At 42.9% G+C, this 24798-nt stretch carries 26 protein-coding genes; 9 read left to right on the forward strand and 17 right to left on the reverse strand.

Annotated features, from left to right (window positions below; genetic code table 11):
- Window positions 1–23: 23 nt before the first annotated feature.
- The 7 genes from BUC07_RS07465 to BUC07_RS07495 all read right to left on the reverse strand — a co-directional run bounded on the left by BUC07_RS07465 (window position 24) and on the right by BUC07_RS07495 (window position 4917).
- A complete protein-coding gene (locus tag BUC07_RS07465) occupies window positions 24–401 on the reverse strand; it encodes an RNA-binding S4 domain-containing protein (protein WP_073167989.1) in 378 nt (125 codons plus the stop codon).
- 3 nt (window positions 402–404) lie between these two features.
- The gene (gene pth, locus BUC07_RS07470; protein WP_073167991.1) at window positions 405–971 is read right to left on the reverse strand and encodes an aminoacyl-tRNA hydrolase; all 567 of its coding nucleotides are present in this window, start codon (window positions 969–971) and stop codon (window positions 405–407) included.
- A gap of 15 nt (window positions 972–986) precedes the next feature.
- Complete coding sequence (locus BUC07_RS07475; RefSeq protein WP_073167993.1) at window positions 987–1658, reverse strand: 50S ribosomal protein L25/general stress protein Ctc; 672 nt, start codon at window positions 1656–1658, stop codon at window positions 987–989.
- A gap of 194 nt (window positions 1659–1852) precedes the next feature.
- Window positions 1853–2869, reverse strand: coding sequence for a ribose-phosphate pyrophosphokinase (locus tag BUC07_RS07480; RefSeq protein ID WP_245792660.1), 1017 nt, complete (start codon window positions 2867–2869; stop codon window positions 1853–1855).
- 27 nt (window positions 2870–2896) lie between these two features.
- Window positions 2897–3496 (reverse strand): ribosome biogenesis GTP-binding protein YihA/YsxC, encoded by a 600-nt coding sequence (yihA, locus tag BUC07_RS07485; protein ID WP_073167995.1) that lies wholly within the window; start codon window positions 3494–3496, stop codon window positions 2897–2899.
- 118 nt (window positions 3497–3614) lie between these two features.
- Window positions 3615–4598, reverse strand: a complete 984-nt coding sequence (locus BUC07_RS07490; RefSeq protein WP_073167997.1) for a type I phosphomannose isomerase catalytic subunit — start codon at window positions 4596–4598, stop codon at window positions 3615–3617.
- 19 nt (window positions 4599–4617) lie between these two features.
- A complete protein-coding gene (locus BUC07_RS07495; protein ID WP_073167999.1) occupies window positions 4618–4917 on the reverse strand; it encodes a Dabb family protein in 300 nt (99 codons plus the stop codon).
- A 117-nt stretch (window positions 4918–5034) separates the two neighbouring features.
- Between BUC07_RS07495 and udk the strand changes: the two genes are divergently transcribed.
- A complete protein-coding gene (gene udk, locus BUC07_RS07500; protein ID WP_073168001.1) occupies window positions 5035–5649 on the forward strand; it encodes a uridine kinase in 615 nt (204 codons plus the stop codon).
- The gene (locus BUC07_RS07505) at window positions 5650–6372 is read left to right on the forward strand and encodes a 3'-5' exonuclease (protein WP_073168003.1); all 723 of its coding nucleotides are present in this window, start codon (window positions 5650–5652) and stop codon (window positions 6370–6372) included.
- Here the strand turns inward: BUC07_RS07505 and smpB are convergent.
- The 3 genes from smpB to uvrB form a co-directional block, all read right to left on the reverse strand.
- On the reverse strand, window positions 6369–6827 hold the full coding sequence (gene smpB / locus BUC07_RS07510) for an SsrA-binding protein SmpB (protein WP_073168005.1): 459 nt from the start codon (window positions 6825–6827) through the stop codon (window positions 6369–6371). The genes BUC07_RS07505 and smpB overlap by 4 nt on opposite strands.
- On the reverse strand, window positions 6827–7396 hold the full coding sequence (locus BUC07_RS07515) for a Yip1 family protein (protein WP_073168007.1): 570 nt from the start codon (window positions 7394–7396) through the stop codon (window positions 6827–6829). The genes smpB and BUC07_RS07515 overlap by 1 nt, the downstream gene beginning before the upstream one ends.
- Before the next feature lie 76 nt (window positions 7397–7472).
- A complete protein-coding gene (gene uvrB / locus BUC07_RS07520) occupies window positions 7473–9491 on the reverse strand; it encodes an excinuclease ABC subunit UvrB (protein ID WP_073168010.1) in 2019 nt (672 codons plus the stop codon).
- 214 nt (window positions 9492–9705) lie between these two features.
- On the opposite strand from uvrB, the gene BUC07_RS07525 reads away from it, so the two are divergent.
- Together BUC07_RS07525 and BUC07_RS07530 are read left to right on the forward strand one after the other, a co-directional pair.
- On the forward strand, window positions 9706–10407 hold the full coding sequence (locus BUC07_RS07525; RefSeq protein ID WP_073168012.1) for a hypothetical protein: 702 nt from the start codon (window positions 9706–9708) through the stop codon (window positions 10405–10407).
- 24 nt (window positions 10408–10431) lie between these two features.
- Complete coding sequence (locus BUC07_RS07530; protein WP_073168014.1) at window positions 10432–12072, forward strand: hypothetical protein; 1641 nt, start codon at window positions 10432–10434, stop codon at window positions 12070–12072.
- 48 nt (window positions 12073–12120) lie between these two features.
- On the opposite strand, the gene BUC07_RS07535 is transcribed toward BUC07_RS07530, so the two are convergent.
- Complete coding sequence (locus BUC07_RS07535; protein WP_073168016.1) at window positions 12121–13152, reverse strand: LacI family DNA-binding transcriptional regulator; 1032 nt, start codon at window positions 13150–13152, stop codon at window positions 12121–12123.
- A 114-nt stretch (window positions 13153–13266) separates the two neighbouring features.
- Here BUC07_RS07535 and kduI point away from each other — a divergent pair, with 114 nt between their 5' ends.
- The 5 genes from kduI to BUC07_RS07555 all read left to right on the forward strand — a co-directional run bounded on the left by kduI (window position 13267) and on the right by BUC07_RS07555 (window position 18571).
- A complete protein-coding gene (gene kduI / locus BUC07_RS07540; RefSeq protein ID WP_262509490.1) occupies window positions 13267–13983 on the forward strand; it encodes a 5-dehydro-4-deoxy-D-glucuronate isomerase in 717 nt (238 codons plus the stop codon).
- Window positions 13962–14108, forward strand: coding sequence for a 5-deoxy-glucuronate isomerase (locus BUC07_RS21605; RefSeq protein WP_394333206.1), 147 nt, complete (start codon window positions 13962–13964; stop codon window positions 14106–14108). Before kduI ends, BUC07_RS21605 begins: the two co-directional genes overlap by 22 nt.
- 38 nt (window positions 14109–14146) lie before the next feature.
- Window positions 14147–14941 (forward strand): gluconate 5-dehydrogenase, encoded by a 795-nt coding sequence (locus BUC07_RS07545; protein WP_073168167.1) that lies wholly within the window; start codon window positions 14147–14149, stop codon window positions 14939–14941.
- 1 nt (window position 14942) lies between these two features.
- A complete protein-coding gene (locus tag BUC07_RS07550) occupies window positions 14943–16238 on the forward strand; it encodes a DUF4861 domain-containing protein (protein WP_175552490.1) in 1296 nt (431 codons plus the stop codon).
- A 191-nt stretch (window positions 16239–16429) separates the two neighbouring features.
- Window positions 16430–18571, forward strand: coding sequence for a hypothetical protein (locus BUC07_RS07555; RefSeq protein WP_073168020.1), 2142 nt, complete (start codon window positions 16430–16432; stop codon window positions 18569–18571).
- A gap of 43 nt (window positions 18572–18614) precedes the next feature.
- On the opposite strand, the gene BUC07_RS07560 is transcribed toward BUC07_RS07555, so the two are convergent.
- From BUC07_RS07560 to BUC07_RS07585, 6 genes are all read right to left on the reverse strand, one after another.
- Complete coding sequence (locus tag BUC07_RS07560) at window positions 18615–19856, reverse strand: PQQ-binding-like beta-propeller repeat protein (protein ID WP_073168023.1); 1242 nt, start codon at window positions 19854–19856, stop codon at window positions 18615–18617.
- A 95-nt stretch (window positions 19857–19951) separates the two neighbouring features.
- Window positions 19952–20929 (reverse strand): tRNA dihydrouridine synthase, encoded by a 978-nt coding sequence (locus BUC07_RS07565; RefSeq protein ID WP_073168025.1) that lies wholly within the window; start codon window positions 20927–20929, stop codon window positions 19952–19954.
- 114 nt (window positions 20930–21043) lie between these two features.
- Window positions 21044–22057 carry an oxygen-dependent tRNA uridine(34) hydroxylase TrhO gene (trhO, locus tag BUC07_RS07570; RefSeq protein WP_245792662.1) on the reverse strand — a complete coding sequence of 338 codons (1014 nt, stop codon included), beginning with the start codon at window positions 22055–22057 and terminating at the stop codon, window positions 21044–21046.
- A gap of 184 nt (window positions 22058–22241) precedes the next feature.
- Entirely contained in the window at window positions 22242–22811 is a 570-nt protein-coding gene (locus tag BUC07_RS07575; RefSeq protein ID WP_083578152.1) for a peroxiredoxin family protein, read from the reverse strand.
- Between the two features lies 1 nt (window position 22812).
- Window positions 22813–23763 carry a phosphoribosylaminoimidazolesuccinocarboxamide synthase gene (locus BUC07_RS07580; protein ID WP_073168029.1) on the reverse strand — a complete coding sequence of 317 codons (951 nt, stop codon included), beginning with the start codon at window positions 23761–23763 and terminating at the stop codon, window positions 22813–22815.
- 29 nt (window positions 23764–23792) lie between these two features.
- Window positions 23793–24755 carry a PhoH family protein gene (locus tag BUC07_RS07585; protein WP_073168032.1) on the reverse strand — a complete coding sequence of 321 codons (963 nt, stop codon included), beginning with the start codon at window positions 24753–24755 and terminating at the stop codon, window positions 23793–23795.
- Window positions 24756–24798: the final 43 nt, after the last annotated feature.

Genomic DNA, 24798 nt, shown 5'->3' on the forward strand with positions numbered 1-24798 from the left:
AAGCAAAAATTAGATCTTTCTGCTTAACTGCCAAAGAAATCGTCGAGTTTGCGCCGTTCTTTTTTTGTAGGCCTTCCGGTCCCTGGTTTTCGGTTGAACCATTTCATCTGCTTTTGGGTTTCCAGTAGTTCGAGATCTTCCGCAGGGGTAATGTCTTCCACAAAATCGTCGGTGAGTTTTGCTGACATTCGTTTTTCGGCCAGCGCAAGCACTTTGTATTGTCGTGTAACCGGGGCTTTTTTTACATGGATGATGTCGCCGGAAACAATTTCTCGCGAAGGTTTCACCGGCAAATCGTCCATGAGAATGCGTCCTTTTTTGCAGGCTTCGGTAGCTTTCGAGCGTGTTTTGTAAATACGCACTGCCCACAGCCATTTGTCAATTCTCACGTTTCCCGCCATTGTTTACTTTTTTTTATTGAAAAAGTTCATTGTGCGTTCTGTGCCTATGGTTCCGAAGCTTTTAATAATTTCAATGCAGGTATCGATTTTCTCAGAAAGCTCTTTTTGTTCTTCCCGGCTCCAGTCGCTTAGAACATAATCAACCTGAAAGCCTTTGTGAAAATCATCTCCGATACCGAATCTCAGTCTCGGGTAATTGTTGGTTCCCAAAATATCAGAAATATTTTTCAGGCCATTGTGTCCTCCCGGGCTTCCCTTTGCTTTTACCCTGAGTGTGCCAAATGGCAATGCAATATCATCTACAATGACCAGCATTTTTTCGAGCGGAATTTTTTCTTTTTGAAGCCAGTAGTTTACTGCTCGCCCGCTGAGGTTCATGAAGGTGGTTGGTTTTAAAAGAATAAATGTTCTTCCTTTAAATTTATATTCAGCCACAAACCCGTAACGCTTGTCGTTATAAACAATATTGGACGCCCCCGCAAGAGCGTCCAATATTTGAAAACCTATGTTGTGACGTGTATTTTTATATTCCGGGCCTATATTTCCGAGCCCTGCAATCAAATACTTCACAAAATTTCATTTTAATTATTCCTGATTTTCAGAAGCATCAGATGTTTCGCCTCCTTCGGCTTCTCCACCTTCAGCTGCTTCTCCTTCTCCACCTTCTGTTTCTTCCTCTTCTTCGTCTTCAGGAAGCAACATTCCGGCCATGGCAGCTCTCGATGAAATTACACCTACAATTAAATTGGAGTGGTTGTCGAGGAACTCCAGGTTTTCTCTTTCGAGTTCGCTAACTTTGTAGCTGTCGCCAATGCCTAATTTGGTAATGTCAATTACAATGGTATCGGGCAGGTACTTGGGCAAAGCTTTTATTTTAAGTTTGCGCATGTTGGTTTTAAGTTTACCACCTGCTTTAAGGCCTTTTGCTCTTCCGGTAATTACTATTGGAACATTTATTTTTACCGGTTTGTCGTCTTCAACTTTCAGAAAATCAATGTGCATGACCTGTTCTTCAACCGGGTGCCACTGCATATCCTGAATAATGGCTTTGTGTTGTTCGCCGTCGATCTCGAGGTCGATTAAATATACGTTGGGAGTATAAATTAACGGTCTTAACTCACTGAACGGAACAGTGATGTGCATAAGCTCATCGGTTCCATACAGAACGGCAGGTACATCGCCTTGTTCGCGTATTCGTTTTGCACTTTTTTTTCCGAGGGCTTCGCGTTTTGTTCCCTTAACTGTTACTGATTTCATTTTTTAAATTTTTTGTTAATAATTATGGTACTCAGTCCTTCCCGCCAACTGACGGAACAAACAGCATGCATAATTACAGGGCCGTTTTGTTTTGATATTCTAAAATTGTTGTGCAACAAAAATTAGAAGCAAATCAACTACTCACGCCCTCAAAATGCTCCTGCTTTTTGGAAAAAGCGGTGCAAAGATAAAAATTAGCGGTAATATAACGAACTAATCGACTGATTTTTGTAAACCCTTTTAATAGCTTCGCCCATAGCATCGGCAATGGTAATGTATTTAATCTTTTCACTTTCCGATTTTTGTTTTATTGAATCGGTGAAATAGACTTCTTCAAGAGCCGAACGTTCGATGCGCTCGATGGCAGGCCCCGATAAAACACCGTGTGCCGCAAAAGCGCGCACACTGCTGGCACCTTTATCTTTCATTAAATTGGCTGCTTTGGTAATGGTGCCTGCTGTATCAATCATGTCATCAACAATAATCACATCTTTCCCTGACACATCACCAATAACAGTCATGCTGTTTATTTGATTTGCGCGTGCACGTGTTTTATGGCAAATTACCATGTCGGTTTGTAACATACGGGCGTATGTGTTGGCGCGTTTGGTACCCCCCACGTCGGGTGAGGCAATTACCAGGTTTTCGAGTCCCATTTTGCTTATGAAAGGAATGAAAAGTGCCGAAGCAAAAAGATGGTCAACCGGTACATTGAAAAAGCCCTGGATTTGGTCGGCATGTAAGTCCATTGTTATAATGCGGTCAACTCCCGAAGCAGAAAGTAAATCGGAAACGAGTTTTGCACCAATCGAAACACGTGGCTTGTCTTTTCTGTCTTGCCGGGCATAGCCAAAGTAGGGAATTACTGCAATAACCTTATAAGCACTGGCCCGTTTGGCGGCGTCAATCATTAAAAGGAGTTCGAGCAAATTATCGGCCGGCGGAGTGGTCGATTGCACGATAAAAACATGCGAACCGCGGATGGTTTCTTCATAACAAGGTTCAAATTCGCCATCTGCAAAAACGGGGCACGATGATTGACCGAGGTCAACATCAAGGCTGTCGCATATTTTTTGCGTAAGATGTTGTGTGGCCCTGCCCGAAAAAATTTTTAAAGGATGATTTTTACTGCCCATCGCTAAATCAGTTTGGTTTTTATTACGGAAATCTAAAGATAATGCTTTATCATCTACACTTTTATCGATTTTCAAGATAATAATTTTTGATTAAATATAAAATTACAAGTTTTCGTGGTTAATATCCTGTATAAATTTCAGAATTTCTTTTTTCCCTTCGCCGGTGGTTACTGATGATGTGAAAAATGGAGGCATTTCTTCCCAGCTTTCCAGCATTTTTGTTTTATAGTTTTCAATATTTTTTTCCAGTTCGCCGGGTTTTAATTTGTCGGTTTTGGTAAAAACAATAGAAAACGGAATCTGGCTTAATCCCAACCACTCCATAAACTCGAGGTCGATTGGTTGCGGCTCGTGGCGTGAATCAATCAGCACAAACAGGGCGTAAAGGTTTTCGCGCAGCAGGATGTATTTTCTGACAAATTTTTCCCATTTTTTCCGTTCTTTTCGGCCAATTTTTGCAAATCCGTATCCGGGCAAATCAACCAGGTACCACTCTTCGTTTATCAGGAAATGATTGATTAACTGCGTTTTTCCCGGATTGCCCGAAATTTTTGCCAGCGATTTTCGGTTGGTAAGCATATTGATGAGTGAGGACTTTCCCACGTTCGACCGCCCTATAAATGCATATTCCGGCTTATTGGGGGGCGGACATTTTTCAATATCGGTGTTGCTTACTAAAAAACGGGCTTCTTTAATTTCCATCGGGCAAAAATAATGCTGATTTGTCAATCAATAAAATTAAAACCGAATGATTTCTGTTTTATTGGTAAAATCTGATTCCGGTTCATGCTATTGGGAGTTTTAAAATTTTGTGATACTGTTACTTAATGTAGATTTCAAGAACTTTTGCACTTTCGGTTTCCGGTTTTAACCGGACCGACTCCAAACTTGCCGGCAAAAGTACTGTTTCACCTTTGTTTACTTTTTCATTTCCGCCTTCATATTCAATATTGAATTGACCTTCGAGCGTCATATAAACTACAAACGAATCGAAGTGGTGATAGTCTTTTTCCAGTTTTTCCGAGAAATCGAGAATGTTGGTTGTGAAATAGTCGCAGCTGACAATTTCAGAAGATTTGTTTTTTTCTGCCTTGTATTTTGTTTTGTACTCGTCCTGGTAGGTAAAGTCAATGGCATCGAGCGCCAAATCAGTATGCAGTTCGCGTTTGTTTCCGTTTTCGTCTTTGCGGTCGTAGTCGTAAATGCGGTAAGTAACATCAGAGGTTTGCTGAATTTCGGCCAGTAAAATACCTTTTCCAATGGCATGCACGCGCCCGGCCGGGATGAAAAATACATCGCCCGTGGCAGTTTTTTCGTAGCACAGCAAATCAGTTAATTTCCCGTTTTCAAGGTATTCAAGGTATTTCTCGCGGGTTACCGGCTGGTTGAATCCTGAATTTATGAGCGAACCGTCTTCAGCATTCACCACATACCACATTTCGGTTTTTCCGTAGGCATTGTGCCGTTTTTTTGAAAGTTCGTCGTTGGGGTGAACCTGAATGGATAAATCGGCCTGGGCATCAATGAATTTGATGAGGAGCGGGAATTCAATCCCATATTTTTTGTAAATTTTTTCACCTACCAAATCGCCCATATAAACTTCGATGAGTTCCTGCAGGTTGTTGCCCTGAAGATATCCATTATTTACTTCCGAAATTTTACCTTCAACGGATGAAATTTCCCAGCTCTCGCCACAATTGGGGAGGTTGTCAATATCTTTGTTGAGTAATTCTTTCAGGCGATTGCCTCCCCAGATTTTTTCGTGCAAAATGGGCTTGAATTTCAACGGATACAAACCGGCCATAATTTTTATTTTTTATGAATTAAAATTTGTAATCAACAGCAGCACGTTCCGATGTGGTTTCTTTAATGCGTTCCACCACTTTTAAATGTTCAGGATGCACGCGATAGGTGTCCAAATCTTCCAGCGATTCGAAATGAGATATTAGTGCAATGTCGTAGCTTTTAGCTTTTAGTTCGTAGTTAGTGCCAACTTCAAGGTGTTTTACTTCTTTTATTTTTCCTTTCAGGCTCTCGAGCAATGATTTGAGTTCTTCAACAACTTTTGTTTTTTCATTTGCCGGGTAATCCTTCAGTTTAAAAAGTACAATGTGGTTAATCATAGCCTTGCTAATTTTTGTATCTTAGATTTTTCTGCCAGCGAAATTAGTGTTTTATTAGCAGCTGCATTAATTGATTTCATTTAATTCTGTCAGTTTTAACAATTAACTAAAAAGAAGATGCTTGTAATTGGCGTTGCCGGCGGCACCGGTTCGGGAAAAACAACTGTGGTACGGAAAATTGCCGAACAATTTCAGGAAGATGAAGTGGCCATCCTTTCGCAGGATTCGTATTATTTCGATAACAGCCACCTGAGCCTTGAGGAACGAAGGAAGAAGAATTTCGATCATCCTGATTCGGTGGAATTTGGTTTGATGATAGACCATGTAAAAAAACTTCAAAAAGGAATTCCGGTAAATGAACCGGTTTATTCTTTTATCAGCTGCACCCGTATGGAAGAAAGCCGGCAGGTAACTCCCAAAGAAGTTTTAATTGTTGAAGGGATTCTGTGCCTCACAAATAAAGCCTTGCGCAATTTAATGGACATCAAAGTTTTTGTCGATTGCGATTCGGATATTCGGTTGTCGAGAGTCATCAGGCGCGATATGAACGAGCGGAGCCGAAATGTTGACCAGGTACTCGACCGCTACGAAAAAACAGTACGCCCCAGCCACCTGCAGTTTATTGAGCCCACCAAACGTTTTGCCGACATTATAATTCCGCAGGGGGGCATGAACCAGGTGGCAATTAATATACTGACAAATCACATCAACCACACCTTAAAAAACAATTGAATGCTGAAAAATTTAAACATTGAAGAAGTCCTGTTTCTCGATATTGAAACTGTGCCGCTTGCACCGGAATATAACGATTTGAACGAAAAGTGGAAGCAGCTTTGGGAAAATAAAATGAAGTTTCAGATTAACAACGACGAGCCTGCCGAGGTACTTTACGACCGTGCCGGTATTTATGCCGAGTTTGGCCGGATTGTCTGTATTTCAGCCGGGTATGTTTTTCAAAAGCAGGGCGAGTTGGTTTTCAGGGTAAAATCGTTTACCAACGATGATGAAAAGGTTTTAATTCAGAATTTTTTCAATGCATGGGATGCTTTTTCGCGCACCGGGAAAAGAAGGCTTTGCGCACATAACGGGCAGGAATTTGATTTCCCCTATATTGCCCGGCGTGCCTTGGTGAATAATTTGGTATTGCCAAAAATATTTGACATTGCCGGTGCCAAACCCTGGGAACTTAAAGATCGGCTGATTGACACACTGCAGTTATGGAAATTTGGCGACTACAAACATTACACTTCTTTGTCGCTGCTGTGCGAATTGTTTAATATTCCAACGCCAAAAGATGACATCGATGGCAGCCAGGTGGCTAAAATTTACTGGGAAGAAAATGATATTGGCCGGATTGCAAAATATTGCGAAAAAGATACATTGGCAGTGGCCAATTTACTGCTTAAATATAAAGGCAATAAAATTATTCCTATAGAGAATATGGAGGTGGCTTAGAACTTCATCATCCGGTCCATTTCCCGTTTCGAATCTTTTTGTTTTAACGTTTCGCGCTTGTCATACATTTTTTTACCACGTGCCAGGGCAATTTCGAGCTTGGCCAGGCCCCGGTCGTTAATAAAAAGACGAGTTGGCACAATGGTGAATCCCGATTCTTTTGTTTTGCGATCCAGTTTTTGCAGTTCTTTTTTTGTTAAGAGTAATTTCCGGTCGCGTTTGGCCTCGTGATTGCTGTGGGTTCCCATTTCATACTCCGAAATGTGAACGTTCCGGGCATAAAGCTCGCCCGAATAGAACTGGCAATACGCATCGCTCAAATTTACTTTGCCGTTTCTGATTGATTTGATTTCTGTACCTGCCAGCTGCATGCCGGCAACAAACTTTTCAATCAGTTCATACTCAAATGTAGCCTTGCGGTTCTTTACGTTAATATTTCCTTTTTGATGTGCCACTATAAATATGCGGTTAAAAGTTTCGACAACGAGACACTTAAAAAACTAAAGATAAAAAAGTTTACCAGAATAGTAATTAGCGCGTACTTCTCAAATTTGCGTTCCGGAAAATCCAGCAACTCTTTTGCCCCCACCCAAAAAATATAAAAGCTGTACAAACCCAGTGCATCCACCACGTACAGAAACTGGAAAAGGCCTGTAATAATGGAAACCAGCAAAAACGGGGTGAGTGAGAAAGCAACCAGCCTGCGGGCAGACGATTTGTTTTTTACTCCTCCAAAAGTTTTCATCAGATGATAAGTGAAAAACACCGAAATGAAATATTGTAAAGTGAAAAGCAAAATTTCGCGGAGCGATTTTAGCAGGGCAAAATCAGCATAATAATTATTGTTTTTTAGAAATTCACCTAAAAAAACAGCAATTGCAACTACTGCCAATAGTGGAACAAAGTAGCTGAAAAACAGGTTTTTTTTTGGTGATTTGTGCTGTTTCTGTTCGTTCCAGAATTCTTTTGGTTTAAAAATTACTGAACGTACTATCTGAAGATTTTCCAATACTGAAATTCCCATATTCTCTCCTTAAATTCGCTGCAAAAATACATTTTATTCAGCGGCTAAAAATTTTATCCTGCAAAATTGACAAAAATTATTTTTTCTTCTCCTTCAGTAATTTTTCCAGTGCAAACATTTCGTCGCGCAGGCGGGCGGCTTCAATGAAATCAAGATCTTTAGCCGCTGCTCTCATCTGTTTGCGGGTTTTTTCGATGGTTTTTTCCAGGCCTTCGGGGCTCATATATTGAACTACCGGATCGGCAGCTACATCGGGATGAACTGTATCTGCATATTCTTCCGGTTTTTTGCCACTCCTGTACTCGTATCCAATAATTTCACGCGTAGGTTTAACAATGGCAGTAGGAATGATATTATTTTCTTCGTTGTATTTGAGCTGTTTTTCTCTCCGGTAGTTTGTAGAATCGATAGTGCGCTGCATCGAGTCGGTTACTTTATCGGCATACATAATTACCTCTCCGTTCAGGTTACGTGCAGCACGGCCGGCCGTTTGTGTCAGCGATCGTTCTGAACGAAGGAATCCTTCTTTATCGGCATCGAGAATGGCCACCAGCGAAACTTCCGGTAAATCCAGACCCTCGCGGAGCAGGTTAATTCCCACCAGCACATTGAATTCCCCTCTGCGCAGTTGCTCCATTATTTCAACACGTTCCATGGTGTCCACATCGGAATGAATATAACGCGTTTTTACGCCCATGTTCAGCAGGTATTTCGAAAGCTCTTCGGCCATTCGTTTGGTGAGGGTGGTTACCAGTGTACGTTCATTTTTTTCAATACGAAGGTTGATTTCGTGCATCAGGTCGTCAATCTGGTTGGTACTTGGCCGCACGTCGATTATGGGATCGAGCAGGCCGGTTGGCCGGATAATTTGTTCCACCACCACACCGTCGCATTTGGCCAGTTCGTAATCCGCCGGAGTGGCACTTACATAAACTACCTGGTTCACCAGTTTTTCAAACTCTTCAAATTTCAATGGGCGGTTGTCCATTGCTGCAGGCAGCCGGAATCCATATTCCACCAGTGTTGTTTTGCGCGAATTGTCGCCACCGTACATCGCCCTGATTTGTGGAATTGTTACGTGACTTTCGTCGATAACACACATAAAATCGTCAGGGAAATAATCGAGCAAACAAAATGGGCGAGACCCCGGACTCCGTCCGTCGAAATAGCGCGAATAATTTTCAATGCCCGGACAGTAGCCCAGTTCGCGCATCATTTCCAAATCGTACTCCACCCGTTCCTGAATGCGTTTGGCTTCCTGCGGTTTACCAATTTCATTAAAATAATCGATTTGCCCCACCAGGTCGTCCTGAATTTGTTTGATGGCTGAATTCATACGAGCTTTGGTAGTCACAAATATATTGGCCGGGTAAATCACCACTTCGTCCATCTGGCCGTAGGTCTGGCCGGTTTCCGGATCGAAACTGGAAATTTCTTCCACCTCGTCGCCCCAGAAAACCACCCGGATTCCGGTGTCGGCATAAGCCGGAAAAATATCGACGGTGTCGCCTTTCACCCTGAAATTACCCCGCTGGAAATCTACTTCCGTTCGGGAATAAAGCGCATCTACCAGTTGACGGAGCATGGCATTCCGCGAAACCGCCTGTCCAACTTTCAGTTCAGTAACATTGGCGTGAAAATCTTCGGGGTTTCCAATTCCGTACAAGCACGAAACAGATGAAACCACCACCACGTCACGTCTTCCGGAAAGCAGTGCCGAAGTGGTGCTCAGCCGCAGTTTTTCAATATCCTTGTTTATGGAAAGGTCTTTTTCGATGTAAGTATCGGTGGTAGGAAGATAAGCTTCGGGTTGGTAATAATCGTAGTACGACACAAAATATTCCACGGCATTTTCGGGGAAAAACTGTTTCATTTCGCCGTAAAGCTGGGCGGCCAGTGTTTTGTTGTGGCTTAGAATCAGGGTGGGCCGCTGCACTTGCTCAACTACATTGGCCATGGTAAACGTTTTTCCCGAGCCGGTAACCCCGAGCAGGGTTTGAAACCGGTCGCCGTTTTCAATTCCCTCAGCCAGCTGCCGGATGGCTTCCGGCTGATCACCGGTTGGTTTATATTCCGAGGCTACTTTGAATTTCATGCTGCAAAATTAGGTAACTGATTGATAAAAAAGAAATGTGGTTTGTACTAAACAAATCTCCAAAATACTGATCACAACCTGAATTTTTGCTGATTGGCTAATGTTATGTTTGCTGAAAATGAAGTACTTAATGTAATATATTGGATAAACCCTGCGTTTTGTATTTAGTTAGTATTAATTTTGGAAGCTCAAAAAATGATAATTTTTAAGATTGATGAATAAAACAATTATTACTTTTTTACTGATGCTGTCAGTTTTTGTACAGGCAAAAGCCGGAGCAAATTTACTGCGATCCAATCAAACGGACGAAGCAGGTTCCGGTATTTTTGCCGGGGCGCTGGCATCAACAAATGGTTTAGGGCTGGATGTTCAGTATCAGATAAACAAGCGGTTTACTTTAAAGGCGGGGTATGAGACTTTAAATTTCAACCATTCTTTTAACCTGACCGAAGACGATATTGATTACGCTGCTAACCTGAATTACAAAACAGGTGGAATTTCCTTGTTGTTGAACTGGTTTTACCGGCCGGCGTTGTACTTATCCGGAGGTGTGGTTATAAATAAATTTCAGCCGGGTTTGGCAGGAGAGGCGGTAAGCGATATGGAGTATGGCGATATTTCCATCCCGGCAGAAGATGTGGGAGATTTCAATTTTCAGTTTAAATCTTCAGTGAAGACTGCTCCATACATAGCTGCCGGCTTTCGTAAGTTTTTGGGAAAGCAGAAAAGAATAGCCTATAATTTTGAAACCGGACTATATTACATGGGGCCGCCTGAACTGGAGATTTCAGCGAGTGGTTTGTTAAAGCCCATTGCAGATTCGGCTCATGATCATAAAACCTACCTTGAAGATCAATTTTCTGTTTACAAATTTTATCCGGTAGTAAAATTTGCTATTGCCGTCAGGCTTTTTTAATTTGGTAATTAAAATGTTATAAATATGAAGAACACTAAATTTAACACAATAAAAATTACAGTAGTAATAATAATTGCTGCACTTTTTGCAGGTTGCAGCGATTACCTCGACAACCCTTTAAAAGATAAAGAAACAGGCGATGACATCAACCTGCTTATTCTCGATTTTAATTTTTTTAATACCCGGATGACTTACAAGCTGATTGATGTTACAACTGGTGAGTTGATTTCCAGTACCGCTACCATCAGCTTTTCCGGAGAAAACGGGAACGATATTGTCACTTTTTCGGGCGAAAAAAATCCTGAATATGTGTCTGATCTGGGACAGTTGGAGCTCACCGTTGACCCAGCCGTGACAATAAGTGAAAGCAGCCCATTCAAATTTTCAGTGAATGTGGAGGCAGAAGGTTATAACAATTTAACCAAAGCCTTTCAACTGAAAAATGAAGGCAAAAAAACGTTTGAACTGTATTTGTCGAAGACTGAGGATGAAGATGAAAGTGAAATTGGCGGCGAAATCGATTACGGAGACGGAGACACAACCATTGTGTTTTCTAAAGTTGAAAGTGATGGATTGAAATCGGCGGTCGAAGAAAAGGCCTACAAAATACAATATGAAATTTCCCTGAATGATTTGGCAAAATTTAAAGATACAAACGGCGATTTATTTTTTGCATCTTCGGAAGAGGTGACAGAGGCAATCAATAACGATCCCGAAAATTTCATTAGCCTCTCACTAAAATCATTCTCCAATTATTCGCCCGAAATTGATGTGGTGAACATTGATGGCATTCCAACCAGTGTCCTGTTTCAAAAACTGGAAACCGGAAGAATTGAAAAAATTACTTTAGTGGGACGCGAAGTGGGAGACTTGAACGGCGGTGTAGTAAAGTTGAATTCAGAATATACCGGCGCGCCGGAACCCGACATTTTTGGATTTGCCGTTTTTAGTGATGTGTGGGATATTCTCGGAACACAGTCGGTTTACAACTCGCTGGACATCAGTTACACCCTGGTGAAAGCATCTGCCGAAAATCTTTGTGATACCGGAAGTAAAATTACTTTTCAGTCGGGAGTAACATCCAGTTTTTCTATTGATGCTGACGTGTACGACATGAATGACAACTTGTTGACCACCATTAATTTTAAAGGAAATTTCCCTGAGGAATTTACCGTGGAGAACACGCCGCAAAAAGCAGTGAAACTTGTTTTCCGTGATAATAATCCGGCCTTCAAACCCATTCCAACTCTTCAAATCGATAATTTCTGTTCGGGTAGTTACACGGTGAATGTTGACCCAAAGGAAAATTACGAACAATACCAGGTTGTTCTGAAAGCTTATTGTCCCGACAACCCGGGCGTTGCCGTTGCTCCAACTTACAGCGGTGAATTCAAAATTAAAGACAGCGATAATCCGTGGCAGGGAGTTGATATGGCCGGCGGCGTAGTTGACTTGCTTGCTTTGCCCGGCCAGGAGTACGAATTCCGGTTGCTTTGGGAAGACGAATGGGAGTACTCCACTTTGTTTACCGAATTTGCTGACGACGGTTCATATCTGCACGAAATTGGCTCTGATGTAAGTTCCGAATTGATGGAAGACGGTAGGGTCAGAATAAAAATTGACCATAAATTCAGCCAGAGTGTTTGTGACGATATGAACTGGTAGTTCGATGGGGTGATAACTGATTCTCTTAGGTTTTCAAGGGGATATTCTCTATCCCTTTTTTTTGAATGAAGATTGCCTGATAATAAGTTCAGTGGGCATTACAATGTTTTGAAAAAGGGAAGGCTGATTTTTTTGCTTTATTTGTTCAATTATCAGTTCTGCCGCTTTTTGCCCCATTTCAAATCCGGGTTGCCGAATGGTGCTTATGGAAGGCGTAACCACTTCGGAAAACGGTTCGTTGCTGAACCCGACTACCATAATATCTTCAGGTATTTTTATTCCGTTTTCAACCAAATAAATAATCACACTCAGCGCAGTGGTGTCGTTGGCACAAAAAATGGCATCAGGTTTTTGTGGGTTTTTCAGCAATTTTTTGATGGCATTGGTGCCGTCGGTTCGGGTCAGGCTGTTATGCAAAAGCATTTGCCGGTCAACTTCAAGTCCGGCTTTTTTCATGGCAGCGCAAAATCCATCTAACCGTTTGCGGTAAATATTCAGGTTAAGTGGTCCGCCAATATGGGCAATTTTTTTTGCTCCCTGTTCAATTAGATGTTGTGTGGCTTTAAATCCGCCGTTAAAATCATCAACCGAAATTTTATGCGCTTCAATTTCATCAACAACACGGTCGAAAAATACCAGGGGAATGTTTCGTTCTGAAAAATGTTTGAGGTGGTTGAATTTTGTAGTTTCCATTCCAATGGATACGATTACTCCGTCAACCCGGTTGGAATAGAGGGTTTGGGCAATTTTTTCCTCTTTTTCAAAACTGTCGTTCGATTGCGTTATGGTAACGGCAAAACCACTGTTGTAGGCCACATCTTCAATGCCGCTGATTACCGATGAGAAAAAATGCCTGTTGATGAGTGGAACGATTACCCCAATGGTATTGGTTTTTCGGGTGCGCAGGTTGGCCGCCATGGTATTGGGCCGGTACCCCATTTTTGCCGCCGTTTCTTTAATTTTTGCTTGCGTAGCTTTGCTAATCAGAGGATTATTGTTTAACGCTCTCGAAACCGTTGAGGCCGAAATCCCCAGTTTTTTTGCAATGTCGTGAATGGTTATTTCTGCTTGCTTGCCCATTTACTTCAATTTAATGGTAAAGTTAAAAATTATTTTTTTAGAAATGCAATCGATTGCATTTTTGTTTATTCTGGTTATATTTGTAGATAAGACTTTAATAAAAAGGAATAGATTATGGCAACAATTTATGAAGAAAGGTTTGCATACCATCCTGAGGATTTTAAAACGTATGATACAGAGCGAATAAGAAAAGAATTCTTAATGGAAAAAGTGATGGATCCCGGTAATATCCGGTTGGTTTATTCGGCCATAGAACGGTTCATTGTGGGGGGCGCTGTTCCGGTTGACAAGCCACTGAAACTGGAGACGATTGATCCGTTGAAAGCTGAGTTTTTCTGCTACCGCCGCGAAGTAGGAGCTATCAATATTGGCGGGAAAGGTACCGTTAAAGTGGATGGAACCGCTTACGATTTGAACACCAAAGAAGCCATTTATATCGGAAAAGGAAGCAAAGAGGTGGAATTCAGTTCAGAATCAGCTGAAAATCCGGCCAAATTTTACATTAACTCGGCACCTGCCCATAAAGAATATCCGGTAAAACACATTACGCTGGCCGATGCCAATGTGCTGCATAAAGGTTCACTTGAAACTTCCAATGAACGCACTATCAATCAGCTGATAATTAACCAGGTAGTTGATACCTGCCAATTACAAATGGGAATGACTGAGCTGAAACCCGGAAGCGTGTGGAATACCATGCCGCCGACAGGCACAGCCGCAGGAACGAGGTGTACTTCTATTTTAACCTGCCCGAAGATCAAACCATTTGTCATTTTATGGGCGAACCGGACAATACCCGCCACATTTGGATGCACAACGAACAGGTGGTGATTTCGCCCAACTGGTCGCTTCACTCGGCGGCAGGAACGGCCAACTACACGTTCATTTGGGGCATGGCCGGCGAAAATCTCGATTACACAGATATGGACAATATTGAACCGAAAGATTTGAGGTAATTTTATTTTTTAATGTGATTCAAAAAAATCAAAACGATATGAACGAACTATTCGACTTATCAGGAAAAGTTTCACTTGTAACCGGGGGCACCCACGGTATTGGAATGGCCATTGGAAAAGTGCTGGGAAAAGCCGGTGCAAAAATATGTGTGAACGATATTTCCGATGAAAAACTGGAAAGCTGCAAAAAAGAATACGCGGAGGCAGGAATTGATGTATATACGCTGAAGTTCGATGTGACAAGCGAAGAGGATGTTGACAGCGGAATCTCACGCATTGAAAAAGAGGTGGGAACCATCGATATTCTGGTGAACAATGCCGGAATCATTAAACGGATTCCCATCCTCGATATGCCAGTTGACGATTACAAGCAGGTAATTGATATCGATTTGGTGGGCCCGTTTATCGTTTCCAAACGGGTTGTTCCCAAAATGATTGAAAAACGCTATGGAAAAATTATCAATATGTGTTCCATGATGAGCGTTTACGGTCGCAACTCGGTTTCGGCATACGCTTCGGCTAAGGGCGGATTGAAACTTCTTACCGCCAACATGACCTGCGAATGGGCCAAGTACAACATTCAGATTAACGGAATCGGCCCCGGCTACATTGCCACTGCGCAAACAGCGCCCATCCGTGAAGGCGGCCACCCGTTCAACGATTTGGTGATGACCCGCACTCCCGCCGGTCGCTGGGGTGAGCCGGAAGATGTGGGCAATGCAGCTCTCTTTCTGGCTTCTCAGGCCAGTAACTTTGTTAACGGCCAGGTACTTTATGTCGATGGCGGAATTCTGGCAAACTTTGGGTATGTAAAAGGCGAAAATGAAATTTAAAATGAGTACCAAACTTTACCTGCTTGTGTTGCTGATTCCCCTTTCCTTTTCGTGTAAGAAAAAGTCAACTTACACATTTGAAAATCCTCTCGACAGCCCACGGAAAGATGAGGTCGTCTTACTGGAGAGAGCTTCCATTGCTGAGTATGTTGAACTTGAAGCAGGGGAACTGCCGGTTTTCAAATTTGAGAATGGCGATTTTGTCCCAACCCAGGTTGATGATTTGGACGGCGACGGAGAATGGGATGAGGTGGTTTTGGTTACTGATTTTGAAGCCGGTGAAACGCTTGTAATGGAAATTGATTTCTTCCCGGAAAATGAATATCCGAAGTTTGATAAACGAACAAATCTGCGACTGGGAATTACACAAGAGGATGGTTCATTTCAGGAAGTTGATAATTACGAAGCTTTGCCCTGCGACGATGGTTTTGAAATTATTGCCCAGGGAGAAAGTGTAAACTGGGAAAATGATAAAATCGGGTTCCGCAATTATTTCGACTGCCGGAATGTGAAAGATTTGTTTGGCAAGCTCAAACCGGAAATGATAATCGATAAAATTCATACCCCCGAGATAGGCAGCTACCACGAACTGGCCGACTGGGGAATGGATGTATTGCATTGCGGAAGCTCACTGGGATCAGGTGGTTTGGCGCTTCTGAAAGAAGATTCATTATTCCGGTTGGGGTCAACTGATGTTTACAGCTATCACAAAATTGTGGAAGGCCCGCTACGTTCGGTTTTTGAGCTGAGATACAAAGGCTGGGAAGTGGATGGTGAAATGCTGGACGCAGTGGAACGAATTACGATTTACCCCGGGAAATACTGGTTTGAATCAGATGTTACGGTAACCGGCTGTCCCGAAGGTTCGCAAATAGTGACCGGCATTGTTACAAGCCATTTGAAACGGGAACCTTTCCAGTTTAAATCAAATGATTTCCAGGTAATCGGTACGCACGATGTTCAGTCGCTTAATAACGATGAGCTGGGAATGGCGGTTGCTGTTCCCCTGGAGGAAGCCGGGAAAATCGGACGAACTTCGGATATCAATTTTTTTGAACGCGGCTTTGAAACCGTTTCTGAAAAAGGGTTCAGCAATATTATTTCCGAAACATACTACATCGGTCAGCATTGCGAAAGCGGCCAGCCGTCAAAACACTACTTTTTTGCCGTGTGGGGCCTTGACAAGGATCAGTGGAAAACAGAAGAAGGTTTCAGGAAATACATTGAAGAAGAGACTGAAAAGCTATCGTCAGGAATACCTGTTTTTTATAAATACAAATATGTACCGGGATTTTAGCGATGAGTCTTGTTTAAAAAGAGAGCGCCTGGCATTTTTCAGCGCTCTTTTTTAACTTATGTTTTCGTATTTTCATCTTTTATGTTGGCTTTTATAAGAAAATATGCACGAACGATGTTCATTTGATTCCGCCTGGAGCCGAACACCATAAAGATTTGCTAAATTGAGCCGGAAAAACTTAAACCAGAATCATGCGACCGTTATTTTCCGTTGTAATTATTTCCCTCGCCTTTTTGTCCTGTTCTCAAAAGAGAAAATCTGCTTCAGAAAAAATCGACCGTTTTTCTTTGGTTTCAAGACATAATGTAACGGTCAACAAATTTGATTCGCTGGGCTCACTTTCGGTTGGAAATGGTAGTTTTGCTTTTTCAGTAGATGCCACCGGGTTGCAAACCTTCCCCGAAATGTATGAAAACGGCGTTTGCCTGGGAACCCAATCTGAATGGGGCTGGCACAGTTTTCCAAACCAGGGAAATTACCGGCTGGAGGAAACATATCAGTATTTTGATGTGGAAGGAAGAAAAGTTTCGTATGCGGTACAATGGAACGAGCCCGGCAGAAAACGCGATGCAGCCAACTATTTCAGGCAAAATCCGCATCGGCTACACCTCGGAAATATCGGTTTCGAACTTTTAAAAGCAGGCGGACAGCGTGTAAAGCCGGATGCAATTGAGGAAATTGAACAAACCCTGAATCTTTGGGAAGGTGTCATTTCCAGCTCATTCAAAATTGAACAGAAAAAGGTGGAAGTTCAGACAACCTGCCATCCATCGCGCGATATAATTGCAGTTGAGGTTCAATCCGAAAGAATAAAAAATGGGCTGGTTGGTATCAATTTGCGTTTTCCTTATCCCACCGGAAACCATACCGGCGGAGCTTCCGACTGGCAAAGTCCGGAAAAACATCAGTCAGCAGTTATCAGCGAAAATAATAACAGCGCTGTTTTTGAACACAATCTCGATTCCACTACTTATTTTGTAAAATTGAATTGGAGTGGAAATGCCAAAATCATTCAAAAAGAACCGCATTATTTTGTGCTTCAGCCAGCTGGTGAATCGGAAATTTTCTCGTTTTCAGCCGAATACAGTCCGAATAATAATTTTGCTGAGCCATTAAATTTTTTGCAAACAAAGGAAGTTGCAGCCAGTCATTGGCAGGAATTCTGGGAAACCGGCGGTGCTGTTGATTTTTCAGGAACTGACGATCCGCGAGCTGAAGAACTGGAGCGCCGGACTATACTTTCGCAATACTTAACCAGAATACAGTGTGCCGGCGAATTTCCGCCACAGGAAACGGGACTCACTTTCAACAGCTGGTACGGAAAATTTCATCTTGAAATGCACTGGTGGCATGGTGTGCACTGGGCACTGTGGAACCGCTCGGAATTGTTGGAAAAAGGCCTTGGTTATTATTCCGATATTTTTGAAAAGGCAAAAAAGAAGGCCGAAATTCAGGGTTACAAAGGTGTGCGCTGGCCCAAAATGACTGGCCCGGCAGGAAATGACAGCCCGTCGGGAGTAGGGGAGTTCCTTATCTGGCAGCAACCGCACATCATCTATTTTGCCGAATTGGTTTACCGGGAGAAACCATATCGGGAAACGCTCGAAAAATATGCGCCATTGGTTTTTGAAACCGCAGAATTTATGGCCGATTTTGCCCGTTGGAATGACGAAAACAATCGCTACATTTTAGGTCCGCCACTGATTCCGGCGCAGGAGAGCCTCGAAAAGGAGAAAACTTACAATCCGCCGTTTGAAGTGGCCTATTGGCATTGGGGATTGTCGGTTGCCCAAAAATGGCGACAGCGAATGAACCTGCCAGAAAACGAGGAATGGCAAAAAGTGATTGACGGGCTGCCGTCGTTTGCGCAAAAAGACGGATTATACCTGGCGGCAGAAAGTGCACCTGATTCTTATGAGAATGAGCATTACTATTCCGACCATCCAATGGTTTTGGGAGCATTTGGACTGCTCCCCGAAACGGTTCCGGCTGAAAGGCAAATCATGGAAAATACTTTCAACTACATCGCTGAAAATTGGAACTGGCCGCGCACCTGGGGCTGGGATTACCCGATGGCAGCCATTTGCGCAGTCCGCCAGGGAAAACCGGAAGAGGCTGTTGAACTGCTTCTGAAAGATGTTCAGAAAAACAGTTATTTGCCCAACGGGCACAATTACCAGGATGACCGTTTACGGATTTACCTTCCGGGAAATGGCGGGTTGCTTTGGGCTGTGGCCGCCATGTGTACCGGTTTTGAAGGAGAAGAAAACCACAATCCTGGCTTCCCCGACGACTGGAAAGTGCAATGGGAAAATCTTGACCCTCCGTTTTAAGTAAAGAAAATCACGCAAAGGCGCAAAGACGCTAAGTTTAAAATTATTTTACCCGAATGTCAAACGCCATCAAAGCATCTCCTCTGCGCTGATATAAAACTCCGTTTTTAATCACCGGATGCGAAAAATGCTCTTTGCTACCCCGTGTCATTTTGAATGAACTTTGTTTTTGGAGCTTGCCGTTTTCACAGCTTAGCAGCGAGAGTTCCCCGCGCCAGTTGTAATAATAAAGCATATTATCGGCTGCAACAATTGCCCCCGTTCCAGCTTTCAGCGAATCGACCGGCTGGCCTGTTTCTGCATCAAAACTTTTCAAATCTTTTTTGCGCGTGCCGCAACCGTAAATGTAATCGCCCAGTTTTACAAAACCGCCCATGTAAGTATCCAAATCAGTGGTTCGCCATATTTCGGTAATTTCAGAACCGTCTTCTGAAAGCTGAAGTTTTACGCCGCGGTTACCGTCACCTACCGCATAATAAATGAATCCATCTTCAAAAATTACATTGTTGCTGTGTGTATCGCCAACACCCTGTTCACGTTTGTCAACGGGAGTGTTGTCCTGCAATTGTGTCCACAGCAGTTCTCCGGTTTCCGCATCAATTCCTAGCATGTGATAAGCCGAAAATGTTACGTAAATTTTTCGGTTGGGCAGTTCGATTATATTTCCGGGGTTGTAACCCATTCGCTCGCTCATTCCTTTGCAACTCCAAACCACATCACCGGAAAAACGGTCGAGAGCAACCACGTTGTGTTCTTTTCCGCCAGGCGTGCAAAAAACTTTGTTGCCACTTACAACCGGGGCTTCCGAAAAACCGTGCATCGGGAAAATGGCGTTGAAATCTTCCACATAATCTTTTTGCCAGATGAGCGTTCCGTTTTCGCGATCCAGGCACGAAATGGTTCCCGCACCCGAATTCACATAAATCATGTTGCCAACCACTGTGGGAGCCGATCGTGAGCCGGGGTAATGTTTGGCCCACTCTTTCCCGTAGCTTTGTTTCCATTTTAATTCGCCATTCAAATCGTAGCAAAACATCCAGGCCAGGCTGTCGATTTCACCGGTAATAAACAATTCACTTTCAGTTACCGTTGGCGAACCGTAACCGTTCCCGATTCCTTCGGCAAACCATATTTCAGCTGGTCCATTTTCAGGCCATTCGTTTAAAAGATTTTCTTCTTGAAATACGCCGGTTCGGTTTTCACCACGCCATTGATAAATTTTGGATTTTTGCTGAGAGCATGAAAAGAGCAAAACAACAGCACACAGTAGTAAAATTTTTCTCATTTTGAATTAAGTCTTGATTTTTATAACAAGACACCGGTTTTTCCCGATCGTTACAACAAACTGATCAAAATCAGCAAAAAAGAGCTATAACTGAATTACAGGTTGAAATAACGATAAACCTCTTCGTAGTTTTTCACCTCCATCAAATCGGCGCGCAATTTGGCGGCTCCCGGAAAACTGTTAAGGTAAATTTTGTAAAACCGTTTCAGAATATTGAAATTTTTGATGCCTCCCCAGGTTTGTTCGAAAAGCCGCGTGTGCTCCAATAATTTTCGAATGCGTTCCTCTTGTGTGATTTCCGTATTTTCTGGATCGAAGAACCATGGGTTCTGAAAAATTCCACGGCCAACCATAATTCCATCGGCACCGGTTTCTGCAGCTTTTTTGAGTCCGTCAGCATACGAAAAAATGTCGCCATTTCCGTGAAGCGGAATGTGAGGTTTTACCTGGTTTTTTACGTTCACAGCCTTAGCAATTTCGTCCCAGCAGGCTTCACCTTCAGACTGCATGCGTTGAGTGCGGCCATGTAAAATAATCGCAGCCGGATCGGTTTCCTGCAAATGTGAAATCCATTCCTCCGTTTGGTGCTGTTTTATGCCTGTGCGGGTTTTTACGCTCACCGGTAAATTGGTTCCTTCTTTGGTAGCCAAAATTATTTCCTTTGCCAGGCCTGGTTCGCCAATAAGTGCACTGCAAGCACCGGTTTTTACCACTTTTTTTACCGGGCACCCCATGTTGATGTCAAGCCCGTCGAAATCATAATTTTCTGAAATATGTTTTGCTATGGTGTGATAAACTTCCGGATTACGGCCCCAAATCTGGGCCACCAGTTTTACGCCTTTTGCTTTTAACAGCTCATTTTCTGAATCATTTACAATTAGCCGTTCCGAAACCCGCTCCCGGCCTTTGGGATGGTTCATTCCTTCCACCGAGGTGAATTCAGTAAAAACGATCTGCAGTTTTTCGGGGGCTGCCATACCGAGTACGATTTCGCGAAAAACCGTGTCGGTAACATCTTCCATGGGCGCCAGCGAAAATGCAGGGTCTGGTATATTTTGCCAAAAGTTGACCATATAAAATTTCAAATTACAATTTCCAAAATACAAATAAGCTCCAATTTCCAATTAGTAATTTCCAAATAAGAGCAGCTAAATCTGTTTGGATATTTGAATTAAAAAAATTGGAATTTATTTGAGTTTTGGTATTTGATATTTGGTGTTTTTCAAATTTTGTTCCGAACGAATCAGTGCCAAACTTTTCCGGTATTTCCGGCTGTTGCCAAATTTTTTGGCTTTTGGTTTTTTCCCGGAAGTTTTTCCATTTTTTTCTTCCTGACACTCCGGTGTGCAGCACCCTTCATGTTTTTCGGCGCACTCCGGGCACTGTATGAAAAGAATATGGCAGCCTTCGTTGGCGCAGTTGGTGTGCGTATCACACGGTTTTCCGCACTGGTGGCACCGCGAAATAATTTGTCCGCTTACGCTTTCGCCAAGCCGTTCGTCGAACACAAAGTTTTTCCCAATGAATTTTGAATCGAGATTGGCGGTTTTAATTTGCCGGGCATATTCCAGCACGCCGCCATGCAACTGGTTCACATCTTTAAAACCCTGATTTTTCAGGTAAGCGCTGGCTTTCTCGCAACGAATTCCGCCGGTGCAGTAAAGCAGAATTTTTTTATCTTTTTTGTCCTGCAGCAGGTCGGTCGCAATTTCCAGTTCTTCGCGGAAAGTATCCGCTTCGGGGCAAATGGCCCCTTCAAAATGGCCCACTTCGCTTTCGTAATAGTTGCGCATGTCAACCACCACGGTGTTTTTCTGGCCAACAAAATTGTGAAACTCCAAGCCAGTGAGGTGTTTGCCCACGTTGGTCACATCGTAATTTCCGTCATCCAGACCGTCGGCTACCAGTTTAGGGCGTACTTTTATGGTGAGTTTATAAAATGACTTTCCGTCGTCTTCAATGGCATATTTGATAGGAATACCTTTCAGAATTTCATATTTACCGAGTGTTTTCAGGAAGTCATCAAAATGATGTGCCGGCACGCTCATCTGGGCATTGATTCCTTCGCGCGCCACGTAAATGCGCCCGAAACAATTCAGTGCAAACCAGTCGCGGTAAATGCTGTCCCTGAATTCCTGAGGGTTTCCCAGATAGTGATATTTGTAAAACGAAATGGTTTTGCGTTTAAACGGTTCCTCCATTAAACGCTTTTTCAGCTCTTCCTTATTTATTCTGTTGTGTAAAAACATATTTTTTTGAAAATAATGGGGGCAAAAATAGACATTTCAAAAATAAGGACAAAATAGTGTTTTTATTGAATGGGGTATTTCCAGGCTTTTATGGAAAAGTGATATCAGCTAATATATTAGGAGAAGAATGACCATTTTATTTCTCCAAAAGTACTTCAACTTTTCGGATGATTTTTTCAAAATCTTCCTCGTTAAAACCGATGTAGGCTACCTCAATAGTTCCGTTTTTATCGATGATGAAATTTCGGGGAATATTTTGTTTGGCGTATTTCGAAAAAATTTCACGCTCAGGATCGGGATAGAAAGGCAACGCGAAATGGTGTTCTTTTTTAAATTTATTTACCTCTTCCCATGTATGCTCGCGGCCAATTACCATTACTTCAAAATCTTCACGTTTTTTGAATTTTTCATACACATCATTTTCAAGGTGAGGGAGTTCTTTCCGGCACGGAGGGCACCAGGTGGCAAAAAAGTTGATCCAGACCACTTTCCCTTCCAGGTCAGAGAGCGATTTTGATTCGCCGTTTTCAAGCGTAAGGGTAAAATCCGGTGCTTTTTGGCCTTCAGTAACAAAAGTGAATTCGTCCTGTGCGTTGAGGTTGAAGGCAAATAAAAATAAAATGATTGTCAGTAGCGAAGTTGTTGGTTTCATATTGGAATTAATAGTCATAGCACCACTTTGAGTGGTGCCATGACTTTTTATCATTTTATACTTGTCCCATTAAAAATTCGGTAACCGCAATTTCAATGCGTTTACTTATTTTTGAGGTATCTGATTTCATAAAATTGTCGCCGGTAATTTTTTCATATAGCTCGATGTAGCGGTCAGAAACGGAATTGATAAACTCGTCGGTCATCTCCGGAATTTGCTGGCCTTCTTTTCCCTGAAAACCATTCTCGATGAGCCACTGACGAACGAACTCTTTTGACAGCTGTTTTTGGGGTTCGCCTTTGCCCAGGCGTTCTACATAGCCATCAGCATAAAAATAGCGCGAAGAATCGGGTGTGTGGATTTCGTCGATGAGGTAAATTTTGTCGTCATTTTTACCGAATTCGTATTTGGTATCCACCAGGATTAATCCTTTTTCGGCTGCCATTTTTGTTCCGCGTTCAAATAGTTTGCGGGTGTAATCCTCCAGCATTTCATACTCCGCTTTGTCCACCAGTCCCTGGGCAATAATTTCCTCGCGCGAAATGTCTTCATCGTGACCTTCGTCAGCTTTGGTTGTGGGGGTAATTATCGGCTGGTCGAACTTTTGGTTTTCAACCATTCCTTCGGGCAGGGGCACTCCGCAAATCGACCGTTTCCCGTCGCGGTACTCGCGCCAGGCATGACCGGTAAGGTAGCCGCGGATAACCATTTCCACCTTGTAAGGTTGGCACATGTGACCCACTGTAACATTGGGGTCGGGCGAATCAATTTTCCAGTTGGGGACAATATCAGCCGTGGCATCCAGGAATTTTTCGGCAATCTGGTTCAGTACTTGTCCTTTGAAAGGAATTCCTTTGGGTAGTACCACATCGAAGGCCGAAATGCGGTCGGTGGCCACCATCACCAGGATATCGTCATCGACGTTATACACGTCGCGCACTTTCCCGTGATACACACTTTTCTGGTGGGGAAAATGATAATCTGTTTTTGTTAATGCTTTGCTCATTTTTTATTCTGTTTTTTTGTTTTGGTCTCTCATCGCGCCTGTTCTTTTTCTTCAGCGTGTTTGTCGTAGGCATCTACAATATCGCGCACCAGGCGATGCCGTACAATATCATTTCTGTTGAACTGAACAACTGAAATAGACTCAATGTTCTTCAATATTTTCATGGCAAACAATAAACCTGAATTACTTCGTCGCGGAAGGTCGATTTGGGTAATGTCTCCGGTAATTATGAACTTGGTATTCAGTCCCATGCGGGTGAGGAACATTTTCAGTTGGTTGATTGTGGTATTCTGCGCCTCGTCGAGAATGACAAACGCATTGCTCAGCGTGCGGCCGCGCATAAATGCCAGCGGGGCAATTTGTATAATGTCGTCGCGCAGGAAATCTTCCAGTTTGCGTGGTGGAATCATATCCTGTAACGCATCGTACAGCGGCTGCAGGTACGGATCGATTTTTTCTTTCAGGTCACCCGGCAAAAATCCCAGGTTTTCACCCGCTTCCACTGCCGGGCGGCTCAGGATAATTTTTTTGATTTCACGGTTTTTCAATGCCCGAACTGCCAGCGCAATTGCGGTATAAGTTTTTCCTGTTCCGGCAGGGCCTATCGCAAAAACCAGGTCGTTTTTCAGGCTCTCCTCCGTGAGCTTTCGTTGGTTGGGAGTGCGTGCTCTCACCGGTTTGCCGCTGTTACCGAAAACGATGATGTCTTTTTCACCGGCGGTTTCTTCTTCAATCGACGAAATACCGGTGGCCATTATCTGCAGGATAATTTCCTCGGTTAATACATTAAACTGAAAATAGTGATCGAGAAGCAAGGCAAACTTCTTTTCGAACGTTTGAATCTCTTTTTCTTCTCCCTGTATATGAAGTGCATTACCACGGGCAGTTAATTTCAGCTTGGGAAACAATGTTTTGATGAGGTTCATTTTCGCATTGTTGATCCCAAAAAACTCCAGCGGGTCAATCCCTTCGAGGTAAATTCGTTTTTCCAATCAATTCATTTTTTAATTTCTGTAGCTCAAAATTACAAAATTA

The organism is Tangfeifania diversioriginum (assembly GCF_900141875.1).
Lineage (GTDB): Bacteria > Bacteroidota > Bacteroidia > Bacteroidales > Prolixibacteraceae > Tangfeifania > Tangfeifania diversioriginum.

Excerpts from the sequence above, each read along its gene's own strand:
- BUC07_RS07490 (WP_073167997.1), bottom strand. The coding sequence starts at position 4,598 with ATGGCCGGTTTGTATCCGTTGAAATTCAAGCCCATTTTGCACGAAAAA.
- uvrB (WP_073168010.1), bottom strand. The coding sequence starts at position 9,491 with ATGAAATTCAAAGTAGCCTCGGAATATAAACCAACCGGTGATCAGCCG.
- trhO (WP_245792662.1), bottom strand. The coding sequence starts at position 22,057 with ATGGAGGAACCGTTTAAACGCAAAACCATTTCGTTTTACAAATATCAC.
- udk (WP_073168001.1), top strand. The coding sequence starts at position 5,035 with ATGCTTGTAATTGGCGTTGCCGGCGGCACCGGTTCGGGAAAAACAACT.
- BUC07_RS07535 (WP_073168016.1), bottom strand. The coding sequence starts at position 13,152 with ATGGGCAAGCAAGCAGAAATAACCATTCACGACATTGCAAAAAAACTG.
- BUC07_RS07545 (WP_073168167.1), top strand. The coding sequence starts at position 14,147 with ATGAACGAACTATTCGACTTATCAGGAAAAGTTTCACTTGTAACCGGG.
- BUC07_RS07515 (WP_073168007.1), bottom strand. The coding sequence starts at position 7,396 with ATGGGAATTTCAGTATTGGAAAATCTTCAGATAGTACGTTCAGTAATT.
- BUC07_RS07565 (WP_073168025.1), bottom strand. The coding sequence starts at position 20,929 with ATGGTCAACTTTTGGCAAAATATACCAGACCCTGCATTTTCGCTGGCG.
- BUC07_RS07555 (WP_073168020.1), top strand. The coding sequence starts at position 16,430 with ATGCGACCGTTATTTTCCGTTGTAATTATTTCCCTCGCCTTTTTGTCC.
- BUC07_RS07580 (WP_073168029.1), bottom strand. The coding sequence starts at position 23,763 with ATGAGCAAAGCATTAACAAAAACAGATTATCATTTTCCCCACCAGAAA.
- BUC07_RS07530 (WP_073168014.1), top strand. The coding sequence starts at position 10,432 with ATGAAGAACACTAAATTTAACACAATAAAAATTACAGTAGTAATAATA.
- kduI (WP_262509490.1), top strand. The coding sequence starts at position 13,267 with ATGGCAACAATTTATGAAGAAAGGTTTGCATACCATCCTGAGGATTTT.
- BUC07_RS07560 (WP_073168023.1), bottom strand. The coding sequence starts at position 19,856 with ATGAGAAAAATTTTACTACTGTGTGCTGTTGTTTTGCTCTTTTCATGC.
- BUC07_RS07550 (WP_175552490.1), top strand. The coding sequence starts at position 14,943 with ATGAGTACCAAACTTTACCTGCTTGTGTTGCTGATTCCCCTTTCCTTT.
- BUC07_RS07525 (WP_073168012.1), top strand. The coding sequence starts at position 9,706 with ATGAATAAAACAATTATTACTTTTTTACTGATGCTGTCAGTTTTTGTA.
- yihA (WP_073167995.1), bottom strand. The coding sequence starts at position 3,496 with ATGGAAATTAAAGAAGCCCGTTTTTTAGTAAGCAACACCGATATTGAA.
- BUC07_RS21605 (WP_394333206.1), top strand. The coding sequence starts at position 13,962 with ATGCACAACGAACAGGTGGTGATTTCGCCCAACTGGTCGCTTCACTCG.
- BUC07_RS07575 (WP_083578152.1), bottom strand. The coding sequence starts at position 22,811 with ATGATAAAAAGTCATGGCACCACTCAAAGTGGTGCTATGACTATTAAT.
- BUC07_RS07495 (WP_073167999.1), bottom strand. The coding sequence starts at position 4,917 with ATGATTAACCACATTGTACTTTTTAAACTGAAGGATTACCCGGCAAAT.
- BUC07_RS07475 (WP_073167993.1), bottom strand. The coding sequence starts at position 1,658 with ATGAAATCAGTAACAGTTAAGGGAACAAAACGCGAAGCCCTCGGAAAA.
- BUC07_RS07465 (WP_073167989.1), bottom strand. The coding sequence starts at position 401 with ATGGCGGGAAACGTGAGAATTGACAAATGGCTGTGGGCAGTGCGTATT.
- BUC07_RS07505 (WP_073168003.1), top strand. The coding sequence starts at position 5,650 with ATGCTGAAAAATTTAAACATTGAAGAAGTCCTGTTTCTCGATATTGAA.